Origin of the sequence: Microbacter margulisiae (genome assembly GCF_014192515.1) — a bacterium.
Lineage (GTDB): Bacteria > Bacteroidota > Bacteroidia > Bacteroidales > Paludibacteraceae > Microbacter > Microbacter margulisiae.
In genome coordinates this window covers 628,615-646,172 of sequence record NZ_JACHYB010000001.1, presented here as the reverse complement: position 1 = coordinate 646,172, position 17,558 = coordinate 628,615, and the positions used below count along the sequence as shown (strand labels likewise).

At 36.5% G+C, this 17,558-nt stretch carries 15 protein-coding genes; 9 read left to right on the top strand and 6 right to left on the bottom strand.

Features of this window, described 5'->3' with window-relative positions:
• The first annotated feature begins 48 nt into the window (after positions 1-48).
• The 7 genes from FHX64_RS02760 to FHX64_RS02730 all read left to right on the top strand — a co-directional run bounded on the left by FHX64_RS02760 (position 49) and on the right by FHX64_RS02730 (position 6,208).
• Positions 49-765, top strand: coding sequence for a YebC/PmpR family DNA-binding transcriptional regulator (locus tag FHX64_RS02760; protein ID WP_183412316.1), 717 nt, complete (start codon positions 49-51; stop codon positions 763-765).
• Positions 766-801: 36 nt separating this feature from the next.
• Positions 802-1,641: a hypothetical protein gene (locus tag FHX64_RS02755; protein WP_183412315.1), complete on the top strand. Its 840-nt coding sequence runs from the start codon at positions 802-804 to the stop codon at positions 1,639-1,641.
• Positions 1,642-1,787: 146 nt separating this feature from the next.
• Positions 1,788-2,135 carry a 50S ribosomal protein L19 gene (gene rplS / locus FHX64_RS02750; protein WP_183412314.1) on the top strand — a complete coding sequence of 116 codons (348 nt, stop codon included), beginning with the start codon at positions 1,788-1,790 and terminating at the stop codon, positions 2,133-2,135.
• Between the two features lie 108 nt (positions 2,136-2,243).
• Positions 2,244-2,972 (top strand): type III pantothenate kinase, encoded by a 729-nt coding sequence (locus FHX64_RS02745; protein WP_183412313.1) that lies wholly within the window; start codon positions 2,244-2,246, stop codon positions 2,970-2,972.
• Positions 2,962-4,251, top strand: a complete 1,290-nt coding sequence (gene bamG, locus FHX64_RS02740; protein WP_183412312.1) for a BamG family beta-barrel-assembly machinery protein — start codon at positions 2,962-2,964, stop codon at positions 4,249-4,251. Before FHX64_RS02745 ends, bamG begins: the two co-directional genes overlap by 11 nt.
• A gap of 4 nt (positions 4,252-4,255) precedes the next feature.
• On the top strand, positions 4,256-4,930 hold the full coding sequence (gene lptC, locus FHX64_RS02735) for an LPS export ABC transporter periplasmic protein LptC (protein ID WP_183412311.1): 675 nt from the start codon (positions 4,256-4,258) through the stop codon (positions 4,928-4,930).
• A 6-nt stretch (positions 4,931-4,936) separates the two neighbouring features.
• Positions 4,937-6,208: a hemolysin family protein gene (locus FHX64_RS02730; protein WP_183412310.1), complete on the top strand. Its 1,272-nt coding sequence runs from the start codon at positions 4,937-4,939 to the stop codon at positions 6,206-6,208.
• Here the strand turns inward: FHX64_RS02730 and rsmD are convergent.
• Positions 6,183-6,728 (bottom strand): 16S rRNA (guanine(966)-N(2))-methyltransferase RsmD, encoded by a 546-nt coding sequence (rsmD, locus tag FHX64_RS02725; RefSeq protein ID WP_183412309.1) that lies wholly within the window; start codon positions 6,726-6,728, stop codon positions 6,183-6,185. The two genes, FHX64_RS02730 and rsmD, sit on opposite strands and share 26 nt — an antisense overlap.
• On the bottom strand, positions 6,716-7,540 hold the full coding sequence (locus FHX64_RS02720) for a DUF3822 family protein (protein ID WP_183412308.1): 825 nt from the start codon (positions 7,538-7,540) through the stop codon (positions 6,716-6,718). The genes rsmD and FHX64_RS02720 overlap by 13 nt, the downstream gene beginning before the upstream one ends.
• 977 nt (positions 7,541-8,517) lie before the next feature.
• Here FHX64_RS02720 and FHX64_RS02715 point away from each other — a divergent pair.
• Positions 8,518-10,002 (top strand): glycosyltransferase family 39 protein, encoded by a 1,485-nt coding sequence (locus FHX64_RS02715; RefSeq protein ID WP_183412307.1) that lies wholly within the window; start codon positions 8,518-8,520, stop codon positions 10,000-10,002.
• 16 nt (positions 10,003-10,018) lie between these two features.
• Here FHX64_RS02715 and dacB read toward each other — a convergent pair whose 3' ends face one another.
• The 4 genes from dacB to FHX64_RS02695 all read right to left on the bottom strand — a co-directional run bounded on the left by dacB (position 10,019) and on the right by FHX64_RS02695 (position 14,404).
• The gene (dacB, locus tag FHX64_RS02710) at positions 10,019-11,467 is read right to left on the bottom strand and encodes a D-alanyl-D-alanine carboxypeptidase/D-alanyl-D-alanine endopeptidase (RefSeq protein ID WP_183412306.1); all 1,449 of its coding nucleotides are present in this window, start codon (positions 11,465-11,467) and stop codon (positions 10,019-10,021) included.
• Between the two features lie 178 nt (positions 11,468-11,645).
• A complete protein-coding gene (bamJ, locus tag FHX64_RS02705; RefSeq protein ID WP_183412305.1) occupies positions 11,646-12,125 on the bottom strand; it encodes a BamJ family beta-barrel-assembly machinery protein in 480 nt (159 codons plus the stop codon).
• Positions 12,126-12,164: 39 nt separating this feature from the next.
• The gene (locus FHX64_RS02700) at positions 12,165-13,541 is read right to left on the bottom strand and encodes a LutB/LldF family L-lactate oxidation iron-sulfur protein (RefSeq protein WP_221202128.1); all 1,377 of its coding nucleotides are present in this window, start codon (positions 13,539-13,541) and stop codon (positions 12,165-12,167) included.
• Between the two features lie 197 nt (positions 13,542-13,738).
• A complete protein-coding gene (locus FHX64_RS02695; protein ID WP_183412304.1) occupies positions 13,739-14,404 on the bottom strand; it encodes a NigD1/NigD2 family lipoprotein in 666 nt (221 codons plus the stop codon).
• A gap of 263 nt (positions 14,405-14,667) precedes the next feature.
• On the opposite strand from FHX64_RS02695, the gene FHX64_RS02690 reads away from it, so the two are divergent.
• Positions 14,668-17,373: an OmpA family protein gene (locus FHX64_RS02690; protein WP_183412303.1), complete on the top strand. Its 2,706-nt coding sequence runs from the start codon at positions 14,668-14,670 to the stop codon at positions 17,371-17,373.
• Positions 17,374-17,558 lie beyond the last annotated feature (185 nt).

Here is a 17,558-nt window from a genome sequence, read left to right as displayed (position 1 = left end):
AAAAACTATTCAACCAATTAATTAAGAACTATATATAGTGTTATCAACATGGGAAGAGCATTTGAATATAGGAAAGCACGAAAAATGAAAAGATGGGGTAATATGGCCCGCGTATTTACCAAACTGGGGAAGGAAATCTCAATTGCAGTTAAAGCGGGTGGTCCTGATCCGAACAATAACCCCAGACTACGAGCATTAATTCAAAATGCAAAGGCTGAAAATATGCCCAAGGAAAATGTGGAACGCGCTATAAAAAAAGCTATTTCTAAGGATGAAGCTGACTACAAAGAAATGGTATATGAAGGATATGCTCCACATGGTATTGCCATCGTTGTAGAAACAGCTACCGATAATGCCACCCGGACTGTGGCAAACGTACGGAGTCATTTTAATAAACTGGGTGGTTCCTTAGGAACAACAGGCAGCCTTGCCTTTTTGTTCGAAAGGAAAAGTGTATTCCGTGTAGCTGCTAAAACTGATATCAATCTCGAAAATATTGAATTGGAATTGATTGACTACGGTGTTGACGAAGTGTTCGAAGAAGACGATAATCTCGTCTTATACGGCGAATTCGAATCTTTCAACAAGATTCAGAAATGGCTCGAAGAAAATCAGTTTGAAATTATCAATGCTGAATTCGAACGTATCCCCAACGAAACAAAAGAACTTACAGAAGAAGAACAGGCTCAGGTGATGAAACTGATTGAACGTCTCGAAGAAGACGAAGATGTTCAGAATGTTTATCACAACATGAAAGAATCATAATCTTACAAAACACTAGATTATAGGAAATTAACGAGAATGTGTCGTTTTCGCTTTATAATTTTACTTTTGACCATCGGATGGCTGGTGCAAGCACAATCCGGCTCACTCGTACACAATGAACATAAATTACATATCTTGTTTGATCATTTATATAACGCGAAAACAGATACACAACGTCAGTCTATAAATGACTCTATTTGCCGACAATTCAACTCAATACTATCACTTCCATCATCATTTGACTACCCTTTCGATTCATTGCAATATGCAGGGAAAGTGTATTCAACAGATCAGAAATTACGCATTTACACTTGGAATTATATCATACAATCCGGTGACTATCATTTCAATTGTTTCATTCAACGCCAGCAGGATAACGCTATATTTCGGCTGATACAAAATTCTCGTGTCTATCTGCCACAAGAAACTGGGATCATTCTGCCGTACAATTGGTACGGAGCCTTATATTATGAGGCAATTCCAATCAAAAATCACAGGAAGACAGATTATGTGCTTTTAGGCTGGTCCCGTTATTCTGCAGAAGTAAACTTCAAAACGATTGATATTTTATCATTTGAAGATAATCAGGTTCATTTGGGTAACCCATTTATTCAACGGAAAAATATCATGCTCTCCAGAGTCATCATCCCCTATTCATCACGCTATGCTCTGACGTTACAATATGATGCAAAAAAGAAAATGATTCTTTTCAATCATCTCAGTTCTCAGCAAAATACTATGTTAGTTCCTGATGAAAATTTTTCAGCCTGCATAATTACCAAATCAGGATTGAAATTCAAAGATGATCTTCCGCTGAAAGATCACGAGATACCACATGCTCATGCTCACTTCGAAGCCTCTAATTCTGTAGAATAATCTCGGGCATAGGCCTTTTTCATTATCAAAGCATTGTTGTTTCAGATAAAATGAGTATCTTTGCAGTTCATTTAGGCGCAACCGCTGGTAGTATAGAGAGAACTGTTATTGTTGCGGCTACTTACTTAATTAAATAATTGACACAAATGGATTTAGTTAAAGTTGCAGAACAAGCATTTGCAGTTGAACGTGAACTTCCAGCATTCAAAAGTGGTGATACGATTACCGTAGCTTACCGCATTATTGAAGGGAACAAAGAACGTATTCAGCTGTACAAAGGAGTAGTAATTAAAATTGCAGGACATGGAAACAAAAAGCGTTTCACAGTTCGTAAGATGTCTGACAATGTAGGCGTTGAGCGGATATTTCCCATGGATTCTCCCTATATTGAAAGTATTACTCTGAATAAAGTAGGAAAAGTACGCAGAGCAAAACTCTATTACTTGCGTAGTTTGACAGGTAAAAAGGCTCGCATTAAAGAAAAACGAATCTAAAAAAGATAGATTGACATCAGTTCTTCAAAAAAGGAAGCTCATAGAGTTTCCTTTTTTTGAATACACTCATCAGAATCCATCCACTATCAGCAACTAGGCGATGACTTTATGAATTTAGTTATTGATCAGGGTAACACATCAACCAAGATTGCTGTTTTTGACCAAACATCGATACTTGAGGAAACATCCGGAGTAATGCCTGATGTAAAAGACATGGTAGCATTATTGGATAAATTCCCCATTAATCAGGTTGCAGTGTGTTCTGTCGCCGGATTCTCAAAATCAATTTTAGAATTGTTTTACCAAAGGAATCTCCATCATATTATTCTGACACAGGAAACACCCATACCTCTTGTCAATCATTACCAAACACCTGCAACGTTAGGCGTTGATCGCATTGCGGCAGCCGTCGGGGCAAATTTCATTAAGCCTAACAACAATTTATTGATCATTGACATGGGAACGGCAATCACATATGATGTTGTTTCGAAAGATAATGCTTTTGTAGGCGGTAATATTTCCATTGGATTACAAAGCCGTTTCCGGGCATTAAAGGATTATACACATCAACTTCCGTTACTTCATCCGACAACTAAGTGGACTAATTTTATTGGCCAATCGACAGAAAAAGCGATCATGGCTGGTATCATGTATGGAGTTTTATTTGAGATGGAAGGCTTTATTTCCACAATAGAAGAAAAGTATGATTCACTTTCTGTTTTTTTAACGGGTGGCGATTCAATTTACTTTGAAAGCAGCTTAAAAAAGCCCATCTTTGCAGTGAAAAATTTAGTATTAGTAGGCCTTAACCGAATATTAGACCATAATGCAATTTAAAAGAATCGTTTGGGCACTTGCTGCCTCATTTATTTGCCTCACTTTATCGGCACAAAACAATACAAATTCCCCATATTCACGCTATGGATATGGTGAATTACGTGATCTTGGCTTTGGAAAAAGTCAGGCTATGGGAGGAATTGGTATCGGTTTGAGAGATCATACCACTATCAATCCTGCTAACCCGGCTTCCTATTCTGCCATGGACTCTCTAACATTTCTGTTTGACTTTGGCGTTTCCGGAGTCAAATCAAGCTTTTCAGAAGCCGGTACACATGCTTCTACTTTCAACGGAGGGTTAGATTATGTGGCTTTCCAATTTCCGTTGGCGAAGTGGATGGCTGCTGGTATCGGACTAGTCCCCTATTCTGTTGCAGGGTATAATTTTACAACCCAGGGGCGACTGAAAAGTATTACAGGTACCGCCCAGGATCTGCCCGGTCGTACCGACACAGTGCTTTATCTTCAGTCTTTCAATGGGAATGGAAGTATATCGCAATTGTATGGTGGAATCTCTGTCAAGCTAGGAAAGCATCTGGCATTAGGGGTTAATGCAAATTATCTCTTTGGTAGCAACAATTACTATAAGTCTTTATCGATTGCCGATTCATCAGATGCAAGTCATACCTTCACGTCAACAGCACAGTCGCTTAGCCTGCATGTCAGCACATTAAGTCTGCGGTACGGCCTTCAATACACTACAAACATAGGGAAAGTTGATGGATTGACAATCGGAGCGATGTTTGAGCCCAAAGTAGGTATGCATGGCCATTATACAGAAAATACCTATGGGATAGATACCGTTACTATTGCAAATGCAGAAAGTTCCAATTATTTTGAAACTCCAACACAATTTGGATTTGGTGCTACATATATGCATGATAATAGAATCACGCTTGGTGCTGATTTCTTAATGCAGCAATGGGCGAATTCCAAATACTTTGGTAAAACTGATTCATTGAAAAACAGAATAAAATTCTCTTTGGGAGGTGAATACATAAACAATCCTTACGGACAGTCATATTGGCAACGTATGAGATTCCGTTTCGGAGCTAACTATTCCACATCTTATATCAATGTCAATGGATATTCACCAACAATGATGAGCATTTCATGTGGTTTTGGATTCCCGTTGAGAACTTCCCGATCTATTGTAAATACAACGTTTGAGTATGGCATTATAGGCAAATCAAGTCCGACAACTTTACGGGAGAATTACTTCCGATTCTCGCTTGATTTAACTCTGGACGAACTTTGGTTCTTTAAACGTGAATTATAATTTGATGAGATTTCAGTTGCACAAAGAGCGGCTCTCTTCTCCGCGAATAAAAAGGAAAAACATAACAACTGCCTTCTGGGTGGTTGTTTTGTGCTTTATGGCAGCTTGTTCGGACATCCATCCAAAGACAGTGGACATATCTGTTAACCGAAATAAACTACCAAGTTTAATCGAAACGCGCGTAACAACGTTAATTTCTGACTCAGGAATCACCAGATATCGTATCACGACTCCAATATGGTATGTATACGACAGAGCATCAATGCCTTATTGGTATTTTCCTAAAGGAATTATTTTACAGCGTTTTGATAAAAATTATCATGTAGACGGATCAATCCGATGCGACAGCGCACGTTACTTTATCGGTCAGCAACTCTGGCAATTAGATGGGAAAGTAAAAGCGCTGAACCTTCAGGGAGAAACATTCGAAACCCCCCAGCTGTTTTGGAGCCAGCATGATCAACGCATTTATTCCGATTCTTTAATACGGGTTACGCAGTCAAGCAAAATTATTATCGGTATTGGTTTTGATTCAAACCAATCATTGACAAAATACACGATACGCAGTCCGGAAGGAATTATTCCGGTGAGCCCAGTTGCTAATGCTTCTACTGCTCCAAAAGCTGCTTCCGATACAAAACAGGTAACAAAAACACCCACACCGATTCATGCAAAATAGTTCACTATGTGGCTTTATTTGTTGATATTAATAGCCTTTCTATTTGCAGCCTTTTTCTCAGGCATGGAAATTGCCTTGATCTCTGCAAGTCAATTACGTTTTGAATTGGAAAAAAGACCCTATCGTTTTTCATCTATTTTGTTATCATTTCTTTTTCATCATCAGGAACAATTTATTGTCACAACATTGGTTGGTAACACCATTGCCATTGTAATTTTCACTAGCAAGTTAGCCGAAATTACAACACCATTTTTTACTTTTACCCACAGTGACATCTTCATTACACTCATTCAAACACTGGTTGCTTCAACTTTCTTATTAATATTTGGCGAATACTTACCGAAAGTCATTAGCCGGTCAAATCCAAATCTATTTTTAAGGTCTTTCTCCATTTTGTTCGGGCTATTTTATGTTATATTATATCCCCTTGTCTGGATTATTATTCAACTATATAAGCTTATATTCGGTCTTTTACACATATCTATCCATCATAAACCCATATCTTCATTTTCACGTGTTGATTTTGATTATTTGGTGCAGGAAAATATAAACCAACAAATTGAAAAAGAAGAAATCATTGATCCGGAAGAAGAAATCTTACAAAATGCGCTGGACTTTTCCTCCGTCAAACTACGTGATTGCATGGTGCCTCGAACAGAATTAATTGCAATCGACCAGCAGACAGCCACTACCGAACAATTAAAGCAACTGTTTATTGACACCGGGCATTCGAAGATTATTCTTTATCAAAATGATATTGATAATATTGTAGGATATATCCATTCCTCAGAAATGTTGAGACATCCTGAAATATGGAAAAATTATGTCAACAGTGTACCTATTGTCCCCGAAACTATGCCGGCTCATCATTTGATGAAGCTTCTGAATCAGATGCACAAAAGTCTGGCAGTTGTAGTAGACGAATTTGGTGGCACTGCTGGAATTGTGACACTGGAAGATATCCTAGAGGAGATCTTTGGTGAAATAGAAGATGAGCACGACAAAAATGCATTAGTCATGAAACAGATCGATGATACATCCTATATCTTATCTGCTCGTTTGGAAATTGAAACGGTAAATCATCAATTGCATCTTAACTTACCTGAATCAGAGATCTATATGACACTTGCAGGTCTCATTCTGCATTATCTCCAGCATTTACCAAAAGTGAATGAGGTTATTCAAATCGAAAGCTTTGAATTTCGAATTTTAAAAATGGGACAGAATCGGATTGAATTGGTCAAATTGCTTATCAATCCTTCTTCTCAAAAAAACTGAAATGTACATTCCCATAAGAACGTTCTTCCATAAAATTAGGATGGCTCTCAAAATGATTTTTTCTGGAATGTTCCAAAATAAACAATCCTCCTTCTTTCAGTATATTATTTTGAAAAATTAAATCCGGCAGAGCTGGCAATTCATTCATTGCATAAGGAGGATCGGCAAAAATAATATCGAACTGAGCGTGACGAGCCGATTTGACATACCGGAACACATCCATTCGAACAGGATACAGCGCACTTTTCATATTCAGTTCCTGTATTACGTGGTGAATAAACGTAAGATGCCTTTCGCTCATTTCAACCGCAGTGACATTTGGGACTCCTCTGGATACAAGTTCATAGCTAATGCTTCCTGTTCCTGCAAACAAATCTAAGGCAGAAATCGACTCCCATTCAAAGCGATTATTGAGCACATTAAACAGCGATTCTTTGGCAAAGTCTGTTGTTGGCCGTGCCGTAATATTAGTCGGGGGAGTAAATTTTCTCCCTTTAAAAGCTCCACTTATGATTCGCATAGGATATAATAAACCAAGTCAGTAAATGAATGATATAAATCTTCAGGGACGTCCGACGTCACCGGAATGGTAGATGGAAAGGGCAATACAGAAACCTTTTTCAGATATGTTCTGAGATAAAATATCTTTTCAGTAATAATCGTCTTATTCCCTGATAAATGTACCAAGGCAGACGAGCTTTCTAATTCAAATTGTTCAAACAAGCGCATTATCCAATACAATAAATCTTCCGGTGTAATTACTTTAAAATGATTTAATAATAAGATTTTTCCTCCGTCAGCTAACGCTACAAACATAATTTCGGGATAAAGGCCGATAACCATAACCGGCTGAAATGACCTTTTTGACAATTGATAAGCAGCACAAAGCAATGTAGAAGAGACATGGCAATATTTAATATCCGGCAAGAAATGATGCGCAAACTCATAAATTTTTTTAGGCACAAGGAAAAGACCTACCATGTCAAGATATTCCAAGTCAACATGTTCAAGAACAAAATCTTCTTTTAATTCATTGCAGAACTGGAATAGATCTTGTCTGTAGTCTTGATTAAAAAACGGACGCGGCACAAACAGGCTATCTTCCGAAAAAATAATTAGACTGGATTTGCCAAAACCATTGATGTCCCATTGATTCAATTCGGCCTCTATTTCCTTAAACGAATTATAAGTTCCCTGATTCCCAGCAACCAACAATTTAGTTTTTCTTTCCACAATAAACCATGCCCACATTACATGATCAATTTTCAAAATGAAATGATACAAATGAAGTGCATCTGATTGAAGTTTCGAAGGCAGATAACGTTCATGCATAATTTACGCAAAAAAAATGGCCCTGATGGACGGTTTGTAATGCAAAAGTAATAAAAAATCGTTTCCGTTTATGCTCTTTACACAAGCAGGCTGCACTATCGTTAGTAAATAATTTTTGAAAATGTCGTTTTTAATTAAATTGCAATTAGTGAGCTTATTATTATTTCATAAAAGAAGCGGTTAAACCAGTTTAAACGAGGAACAATAAAGAATAATTGGTATCTTTGGCACTAAAATCAATAAAAGTGAAGACACGTCGTCCCTCAAAATCAATAGAAATGTTACTGCTCACAATCGGGCTGTATCTATTTTTCATGGGATTTGCACAATTATCTTCTGCGAAAACGCCTGTAAAACACTTTCGCTCTAAAGCAAAAATTACGCTGGTAAAATATTGCCAGCACCCGACAAAAAAAATACCAATCCCAGTTCCTGCCACACACCCTCCTAAGGGAACACCACGGATAGTAAGTTCATCATCAGTAACATATCAATTTGATGTTTTCAATTATTATCTTTCATCTTGTGTCTTTGCAAAATTGACGCATGCTTCAAAAATCCGAACTATTTATCACTTGAGATCTGCTTACTCAGTATATCAGGTGATTCATTCCCTCCGAGCACCTCCGTTCATGGCATAATTGCCAAGAATCTGACATGTTTATTACGCATTTATTCATCTATTAAGCCATTAATAGATAGCAATACAGACAATATTCAAAGGTCAGTATAAACAAAAGATATGACATAGACTATCTTTGTTTGTAGTGGACTTTCCTCTTAGTAGATCAATATGTTTCTTACTATGGCAAAAGACAATGGGGACGAAAAACGGACAGTTTTTTAATTAGACACCCCCAAATGCCTCCGTATGCCTTTTTACGGAGGCATGTTTTATGGTACAACAAGGATTAATCACAACAAAACTTTGAGTATCTTTGTCCGAGATATAACACTAACAAGACCTCTCTGTCAAGATGAAGAAGAAAGAAATTTTCGGCGTTATTTTAGTATTTACTGCCTTACGGATATTGCTGGCATCGATGATGGGCTTGATGCCTCAAGATGCATATTATTTTTATTATAGCGATCACATAGCTCTCTCCTATTTTGATCATCCTCCTATGATCGCTTATATGTTGAGATTTTTCAGCATTATATTGGGGCACAGTGCGCTTTCACTTCATTTGGCAGATTTTCTGATAACATCTTTGACTTTATATGTTTTTTATTTGTTTCTAAAGGAAATATTAGAAGGAGAAACCTTACGTAAAGCTTTTATTTTAATAGCAACAACACCTTTGATGACAGTGCTTTGCATTAATAGTACGCCTGATGTTCCGTTGTTGTTGTTTTGGGCAATAAGCTTATTGTTAATGTATCGTGCTGTTATGCATCATCGGATTATTGATTGGATACTCGCAGGTATTGTTGTAGGACTAACATTTGACAGCAAATATACAGGACTCTTCCTTCCTGCCGGAATGGTTCTTTTCCTGCTGTTATCTCCTACACATCGTCGCAAATTAATTTCCTGGCAATTCTTATTGTTTGTTGTTTTCTGTTGTTTAGCCGTATCACCAGTAGCGATCTGGAACATAAACAATCATTTCATCTCATTCAAATATCAGTCCACACAACGGGCTTCAAGTATTGATTCATTTCATTTTCAACCTATATTGTTTTTGGGGAGTTTCGGATCCCAATTGTTTTTAGTCTTACCTGTGTTCTATCTGGTTATTTTTAAAGCAGGCTATTATCTACTGAAAAAATATTTCACACGCTCTCCAATAGATGACAAACAGCTTTTTGCCGCCTCGTTTTCACTTCCTGTTATCTTCTTTTTTACAGCTGTTTCCCTTTTTTACTGGGTAAAAATAAACTGGATGATGCCAGCATTTCTTTCCGCAGCCATCATAGCTGTAGTATATTTCAAAACATGGAAATCAATTCGTTGGCAAATTTGGATTTCTCTATTCATTCATCTTCTGGCAATTATTGAAATTGGATATATGGTCGTTCCGATTAATTCAGACGATACGTGGTGGGGATGGAAACAACTTGCAGGAAAAGTCAAAACATTGCAACACAGTCATCCCAATTATTTTGTATTTTCTGATGATTCATATAAAACAGCGGCTGAGCTCAATTTTTATCTACCAACGCATGTGTATGCCGGAAATCTGATTGCACAAGATGCATATCAGTTTGCGTTGAACGATACAGCATTAAATGCTTTATCCAGCCACAACGGGCTATACATTACTTCGTCGTTTAATCAACACAACAAATCGCTTAAAGGAAATGTCGAACCATACCTTTTGAAATATTTCAAAAAAGTGCAACCACTGGATTCAATTCTATTGAAAGATCATAACGGAAATATCAGACGAAGGTTTGCGGTATATGCATGCCAAGGATACATGCCTCCGGCTAAAGACCATCAGATTCCTGTGAAATAAATACGAAGATATTTTTTCAATGAATGGAAAGCAAAAACTTTTCAATTGCTTTGCGCACATTCAACGAAGATCCGCAGAAATTATTTGTCATAATCGAAAAGACATAGTCTTTATTATTGTGTTGCAAATAACCCGAATAACATAATACCCGCATAATAGAACCACTTTTCGCACGTACTTTACCTTCTAAAGGAGTATTAGCTAAAAAGTTACGCAATGTTCCATTTACTCCGGCAACAGGTAGAGAATTCAGTAACTGATTTCCATAAGGATTCTCAGTCCTCATATAAATCAACAAATGTACCAAAAAAGAAGGAGTAACACCATCAAATGGAGATAAACCGCACCCATCTTCCATAAACAAAGAAGTTGTATCAAACTGATGATTACTCCAAAACTGTTTTACCATATGCGTTGCCTCCTCGCGGGTAGCAACCGGGTAATCGATCAAAGCCAATCGCTTAAAAATATGTTCAGCAAATAAATTATTACTTTCAATATTCGTTTTATCAATAATAGTATTCAGATCAGGTGAATAATGAACATAAAACGTATGCCTTGAGCTAAGTAAATCAGGAAGAGTATCTGTAGGCGTACCTTTCACTGCAATCCCTTTTCGAGTTAATTCCCACGTAAAATAAGTTGCTAATGCTAAAGGAGGATTTGGCAAATCTCCTTTAACAACAAATGAGGCACGATTGGCAGGTATAGTTCCGGTTATAGTTCTTTGGTAGCTAAAAGGAGCACCATGCAAATAGCTGTCGTCGGCATTCACGGAAGAAGCCTTCAGATAATTATGAAAAATAATAGGATGAAACTCGGGAGCCACTGAGACAATGACAGGAGTAGAGCCCACACTTCCTGTACGAAACGTTAAACGACACATATTATCATCTAAAGATAAGCCATAATCGCCTGCTGCATAATAATTACCCATATCTTCCCAAACCCAGTTGGGAGGAATTACTTCTCGATCAAAAGCAGAGACATCAGCAACAATACGACCTTCAATAGCTTTAATACCAATATTTTTCACAGCATTTACCCACTGGTCAATAAAGTTTATGTCATCAAATTTTTCAGAACCAATAGTCGGATCCCCTGTCCCCACAATATAAATATTGCCATGTAAAATGCCGTCTCGATCAATATTGCCGTCATATTGCAGTGGCGTTTGAAATTTAAAATCCGGCCCCAGCAAATTTAACGCAGTAGCAGTAGTAATCAATTTTAAATTTGATCCCGGGAGTAATACTTTATTAGATTGATAATCAGCTATAATCTTATTGTTCTTTATCTCTTTCACAAGAACGCCTACATTTGCGCATGATAATTCCGGCGTTTTTAAAAAAACAGATAATGCATGCGATTCAGCCTGAATATTTTCCAACGACAAAGCAAGCAAAAGTAATGCAGAAAATAAGCGATAATGACGAGAAGTAAAAAAAAGGAGCATCTTATTCATGAATAGAAGCATTTAAAATCGTTTTTGCCTATACAGAATAAATTCCATCAATAATATACAGTCAAAACTATGAATCACTTATGATGGATAAACAAAACTCATGCAAAATTCAGGAAGAAACACGCATGAGTTAAAAAATTAAATAGTAATCAAAATATTACTATTAATAAATAACATGTCACTGGAAACCAACCAGTTGCACATCAAAAATAAGGGTAGAATATGCAGGAATATTCCCCATTGCTGTAGATCCATAGCCTAACGATTGAGGAATATAAATTTCAAAAGTAGAGCCGGTATTCATTTTCAACAAGGCTTCCTGAAATCCAGACACCAAACTCGAAACATACATAGACCGAGGGCTATTGACTAATGTAGTATCATTTACCGTTGTGTCAAAAACAGTACCATCGATAAGTTTCCCTGTGTAAAGTAATTGGACATAGCTTCCAGCATTGGGTTTTAATCCTACGCCTCTTGTAATGACTTTATATTGTAATCCAGTCGAGGTAGTCACGACATTTGCTTGGGTCTTATTATTATCTAGAAATTGTTGATTCAATTTTTGCCAGTTACCGGATTGACTATTACAAGCACCCACGATTAACGCAATAATAATAAGAAGAGGAAGAGCGTTCAGTTGTTTTGAGTTTAACATAAAAAAGAAATTTAGTCGTAATCAAACGTATATGTTATATTAGCGATCATTCCATTGTTTTGTAAATGATCGGTGAAAAACAGGCATCTTACGGCGCGGTCCCCATAATGTAAAATTCAAAGGAGCAGCACCAATATTTTTTATATTCGCAGGCAAAAGGTCAAACCAGAAACGTTTTCCTGTGATCAATCCAAATGCCTTCATGCTAATCTTTTCAACTAAAGGACGCGTAGTTCCTTCGACCACTTTGCGGCGATTAACAAGAAGTAATTTTGGCAATGGAATCCGAACCGGACAAACTTCTGCACATTTCTCGCACAAACTACAGGCAAAACTTAAATGCCCCATTTCTTTCATTCCCTTAAAAAAAGGAGTAATCACAGATCCGATAGGCCCGCTATATGTTGCATTATAAGTATATCCTCCAATCGTTTTATAAACAGGACAAGCATTTAAACAAGCCCCACATCGGATACAAGAAAGCACTTCAGCTACTTCATCATCTTCATATACCGCTGTACGTCCATTATCTAACAGGATGACAACCATTTCTTCAGGGCCATCTATTTCGCCTTGTTGGCGTGGTCCCGCAAAAATAGTATTATATGCGGTCACCTGTTGACCAGTCCCTAATGTTGCCAGTAAAGGTTGAAACAGACCCAATTGCCTCATTTCCGGTATTATCTTTTCAATACCTGCTATCACAATATGCAATTTCGGAAAAGAAGTGCTCATCAAAGCATTTCCTTCGTTTTCAGTCACTGCAACAGCACCTATATCTGCAATTAAAAAATTAGCACCCGTTACTCCAACATCTGCTGCAATGAATTTTTTACGTAACAAAGCACGAACGTATGCTGTAAGCTCTTCCGGTGAACTATCAATCGGAGTCTCAAATTTATCATGAAAAAGTGCAGCAATATCTTCTTTCGATTTATGCATTGCCGGAGTAACAATATGATAGGGACGTTCTCCTGCCACCTGCACTATAAATTCTCCTAAATCTGTTTCCACAGATTCACATCCAAGTTTTTGCACTACTTCATTCAAAGAGACTTCTTCTGTTGTCATTGATTTGCTTTTCACCAACAACTTTGCCTGATGCTCTGTCAAAATCTGATTTACATATAAAACAACTTCTTGTGCATTCATGGCCCAAAGTACCTTTGCTCCTCTTTGGGTTATATTTGTTTCAAATTGCAGCAAATATTCATCCCAGTGAGCCAACATAAAACGTTTAATATAAGCTGCACGATCTTTAGCCAGAGAGAGGTTTTCATATCTTTTATAACCTCGTTCTACTGCTAGATCATATCGTGAGATATTAAACTGTAACGTTTTGCGGTGCCGCTCATTAAAAGCAATTTTTGCAGCATCTTTATGAAATTGAGTGGTTGCTTTCAATGTTGTTTTCAAGATAGAGCCCGACAATTGTAAATCGGGGTCAAAGATAGTAAAAGTTTAAAGCTCACACAAAAAAATCCGGCCACTTCACAGTGGACCGGACTCCCATCTAACCAAAAACCAAAAAAATAATGAATGCGTGCCTTTTCACAAAGACTGACCATCTAAAAAGTTATGTGTAGATTTAATAGGTTGCATTCAAACCATCTTTATTTATAAACTAATGAGTAGACAGTATCGGCTCCTTTAAGATTTTTCACTTTAAGCATTAATTTCACCGGCAAAGTATTAATTAATTGCAAAGATCTGAGATCGAAAGAAATCACATTATGATACAGATTCTTTGAATTATCTCCGTAAGCATTATGCCTTAACTCTAAATTAATGTCGGCGTCTTGTCCAGCAACGATGGAAGGGATCTGAACCAAGCTAATAAAATGATTTGCGTTTGCTCCATAATAAGAATAAGCTATATTCAAAAAATGGCTTCCAATCCAACAATCAGACACGTTAACCGGGTCATTCCCCAAACTATCCTGCAATACATCAGAAAAACGCGTAATTTCTTTAGTTACAACATTAGTTGCATCATTCAACCGTATGGCATAATTATAATCACCATTAGCCTGATTCTTCCCTAAAATTGTATAGTTAATCAAGACACGTCCCAATTTAACTGGCTCAAATGTATTTACAACATTATCAACAGGATATAAAACAGTGTCATTATCCAATTTAAGTAGAAAATCTTTAGAAGAAACTACCTGTTCAACAGTAGCCAAACTTACCACACATTCATTGTATGATAAGCTATCTTCCTGACTACAAGATTCTAAAAATCCCAATAAAACAAAGAGCAATAATAAACTTTTCATTCACCATCTTATGTTCATACAATTTATTTATAAGATGAACGTTAGGAGAAAACGTTGCACGAAAAAAAATATTTTTGTTTTTTTATTATTGAAAGGCTTTCGGTTTAACTAAATCAAAACCTTGCTACGCTATGAATAATGTATAAATTTGTAGTTTTACTAAGAGATCCTTTTTATTTGATAGAAAAATTCAGATAGCGTATTGCAAAATGGGGGATCTTTTAATTTCAACTCAAAGAATACAAAATATAATTCAATGTATTATGAAACAACTAACTTATGATCCAAGCAACTATACCATAAAACACCTTTTTCTAATGCAAATATTTAAAGTTTCTTGGGGGATGCTCTTCTTGTTTTATTGCATGCAATCTGGTTATTGCGAAGGGACAAAATCTGTTTCGCCAAACGCTGATATGTGTACAGGTTTAGCTATATTACCTTCTCGAAATAATGGATCTTATTTACATTGCCCAGTAAGTAACAGAATCTATTTTCATATTAAAGATTACAACACAGAACGCTTTTTTTATGGGTTTAATTGGCAAAAATATGGCAGCGGATTAGTTGCCGCCAGCTATATCAAAGACTCCACTCTTCATTATAAATTTTATAGGAAAAGCCCTGGAAAAGCAAAAAACGTATATATGCTCATTTATGCTCCTGACGGAACACTAGCTCAAAGGCCTATTCTTTTGCCTTCTAATGGCATTGGTCATATTGATTCATACAATCAGGCGATAGAAGGGCCAGACATCAATAGATCTATGTCAAAAGGGTATAGGCCTTTGGTATTCAAACCAAAAATGAATGGTGAATATTGGATTGAGTTTTACATAAGTAATGATGGAGGACGTTCTTCAACATCAAAAAACGAATGGATATATTCTCCGTATTTTGATCTTACTGTAGCCACTTCTACTGGTAAAAAATTTAATGGAAGAGTACATTCAGCAAAATGGGGTCTTGTAGCAATAGACCCACGTACATTTGGCAACACTATCACAGCAGATGCATCACCAACATTTTATGCAATGACTTCAGACGGAGTAGTCTATCGCATCACATTTGAACAAGGATTTGAACCAATTGATTTTAATGTAGCAATGACAGCATATGGAGTGGTCGACAAAGGAAATTGGCTGGAAGATAGAATCTCACGTAACGACAAAATATCTCCAACATTTAATAATGGATTCCCAATTTTTTTAAACCTACCTGATTCAACTGTGTATTCTTTTGCCAAACCACCCAAAACTCCTTCTTTCGGAAATCCAGGTGTTATTGGTTGTTATCCAGGTCCCTATCTGATTCGTTTCATTTTGCAACAACCATCTGATTGCCGTCTGGTAATCCAACACACACCAGCAGATTCATTATCAAATAGAATTATTGAGATTCCAAACTGCAAGAAAGGATTAAATACCTATCTTTGGGATGGGCGAGACAATCACGGAAAAATTTTTCCTGAAAACTCAAAAATTGAATTAGTTGTTGTGGACAACATCGGTAGAGGTAATTTACCTATCTATGATGCTGAAATTAATAAGGGGGGGGTTAATATTGACTGTGTAGCTCCTGCTAAAACCAATCACATTCGCATATACTGGGACGATAGCCAACTTACATCTGTTGGATCTGATTTAAAAAATGATCAGGATAATCTCACAGGACCCGGTATTGATAACAGTATGTATGGATCTATTACTCCTTCACATGCATGGAACGGGAATGGAAATCCAATGCAATTCATTCCAGCACCGGCAGTGCAACAAAATGATTTAGATGACATTCAAGCCAATGATTTTGGGAATGTCCGAACTATCAATTCATGGTTTTGGGGAATATCTCTGCACGCTTCAACATGGACAAATGCATCTTGTATTTCTATTAATGGAAAAGTATCAGTAAAAAATATGAGTTTAGTTCATTTCACACAAAATCATCACACCAATATTTTTGTTACATTAATTGACCCGACTACGCTTAAGGTATTATCCTTTGTACAAGCCGATTCATCTGGGATTTATTCTTTAAAAGATTGTCCAATTAATGGCTTAGATATGCCTATTATTCTCACGTCAGAAGCCCAGGCTGTTGGATTCAATCCAACTGATACGCTACGCTTTTTTGATATCAGCAAACGAAATGTTATGCAAACTGTTTCTACGGCTTCATCATCTGTATTTAATATTAATTTTCAGCTGATACCTATTGATCATTCAATAAGCATAACAGGAATTGTGAAAAATTTCCAGACCTCTCTACCCTTCCCGAGTGCAACCGTTTTTATTTATAATCAATTAAACCATTTAATACAAATAGCAAAAACAAATAGTTATGGCGTTTTTAAAAGCTCATTCAAAATGCCATTCAACGGAAACATAAAAGTATTTGCCCCCCATTATTTAAGTGATTGCCTAGCATTAAAAATTGATTCAACAATTAAAGATAGCACCGTTGTTATTCCCCACCCTTTATTTTTGAGACCTTTTCAGGCTCATATTGGAAAGATCTTCTACAATTTCAATAAATGGGATATTCGTTCAGATGCCAAATTAACATTAGATTCGCTCGTAACAATATTAAAAAAATATCCCGTAAAAGTTGAAATTTATTCTTATTGTGATTCCCGTGGATCTAATGCATATAATAATGCTTTATCCAAACAGCGGGCCAATGCAGTTGCTAATTATTTAATTATGCATGGAATTAGTCATCAACAATTCATTTCTAAAGGATATGGCAAACATCATTTAATTTTCAAAGAAAAAAATGGCATTCCGCCTACCGAAGCACAACAACAAGAGAATCGTAGATCTGAATTTAAAATCATTAGGAATCGATATCTTAATCAGAATCAACTAATAAAACTTCATAATGGAAATCAATTTACATATAAGAAAGCCATAAAAAACTGGATTATCAGTTCAGAATTTAATTCAACGCCACAATATGAAATCAAATAACGCTTAACTCTTATAGAGCACAAGATACTGCCAATAATAAAACAGTTTTTGCCTATGACGATATCAACTCCACGTTCAATCTTTGACCTGAGCGCTTCAGGAATAATTCTAAACAGTGAATGGTCAAAAGCAACATATAAAGATTCCGCTGTCACATCTATTGTGATTAGCTCTATGTCACTTAA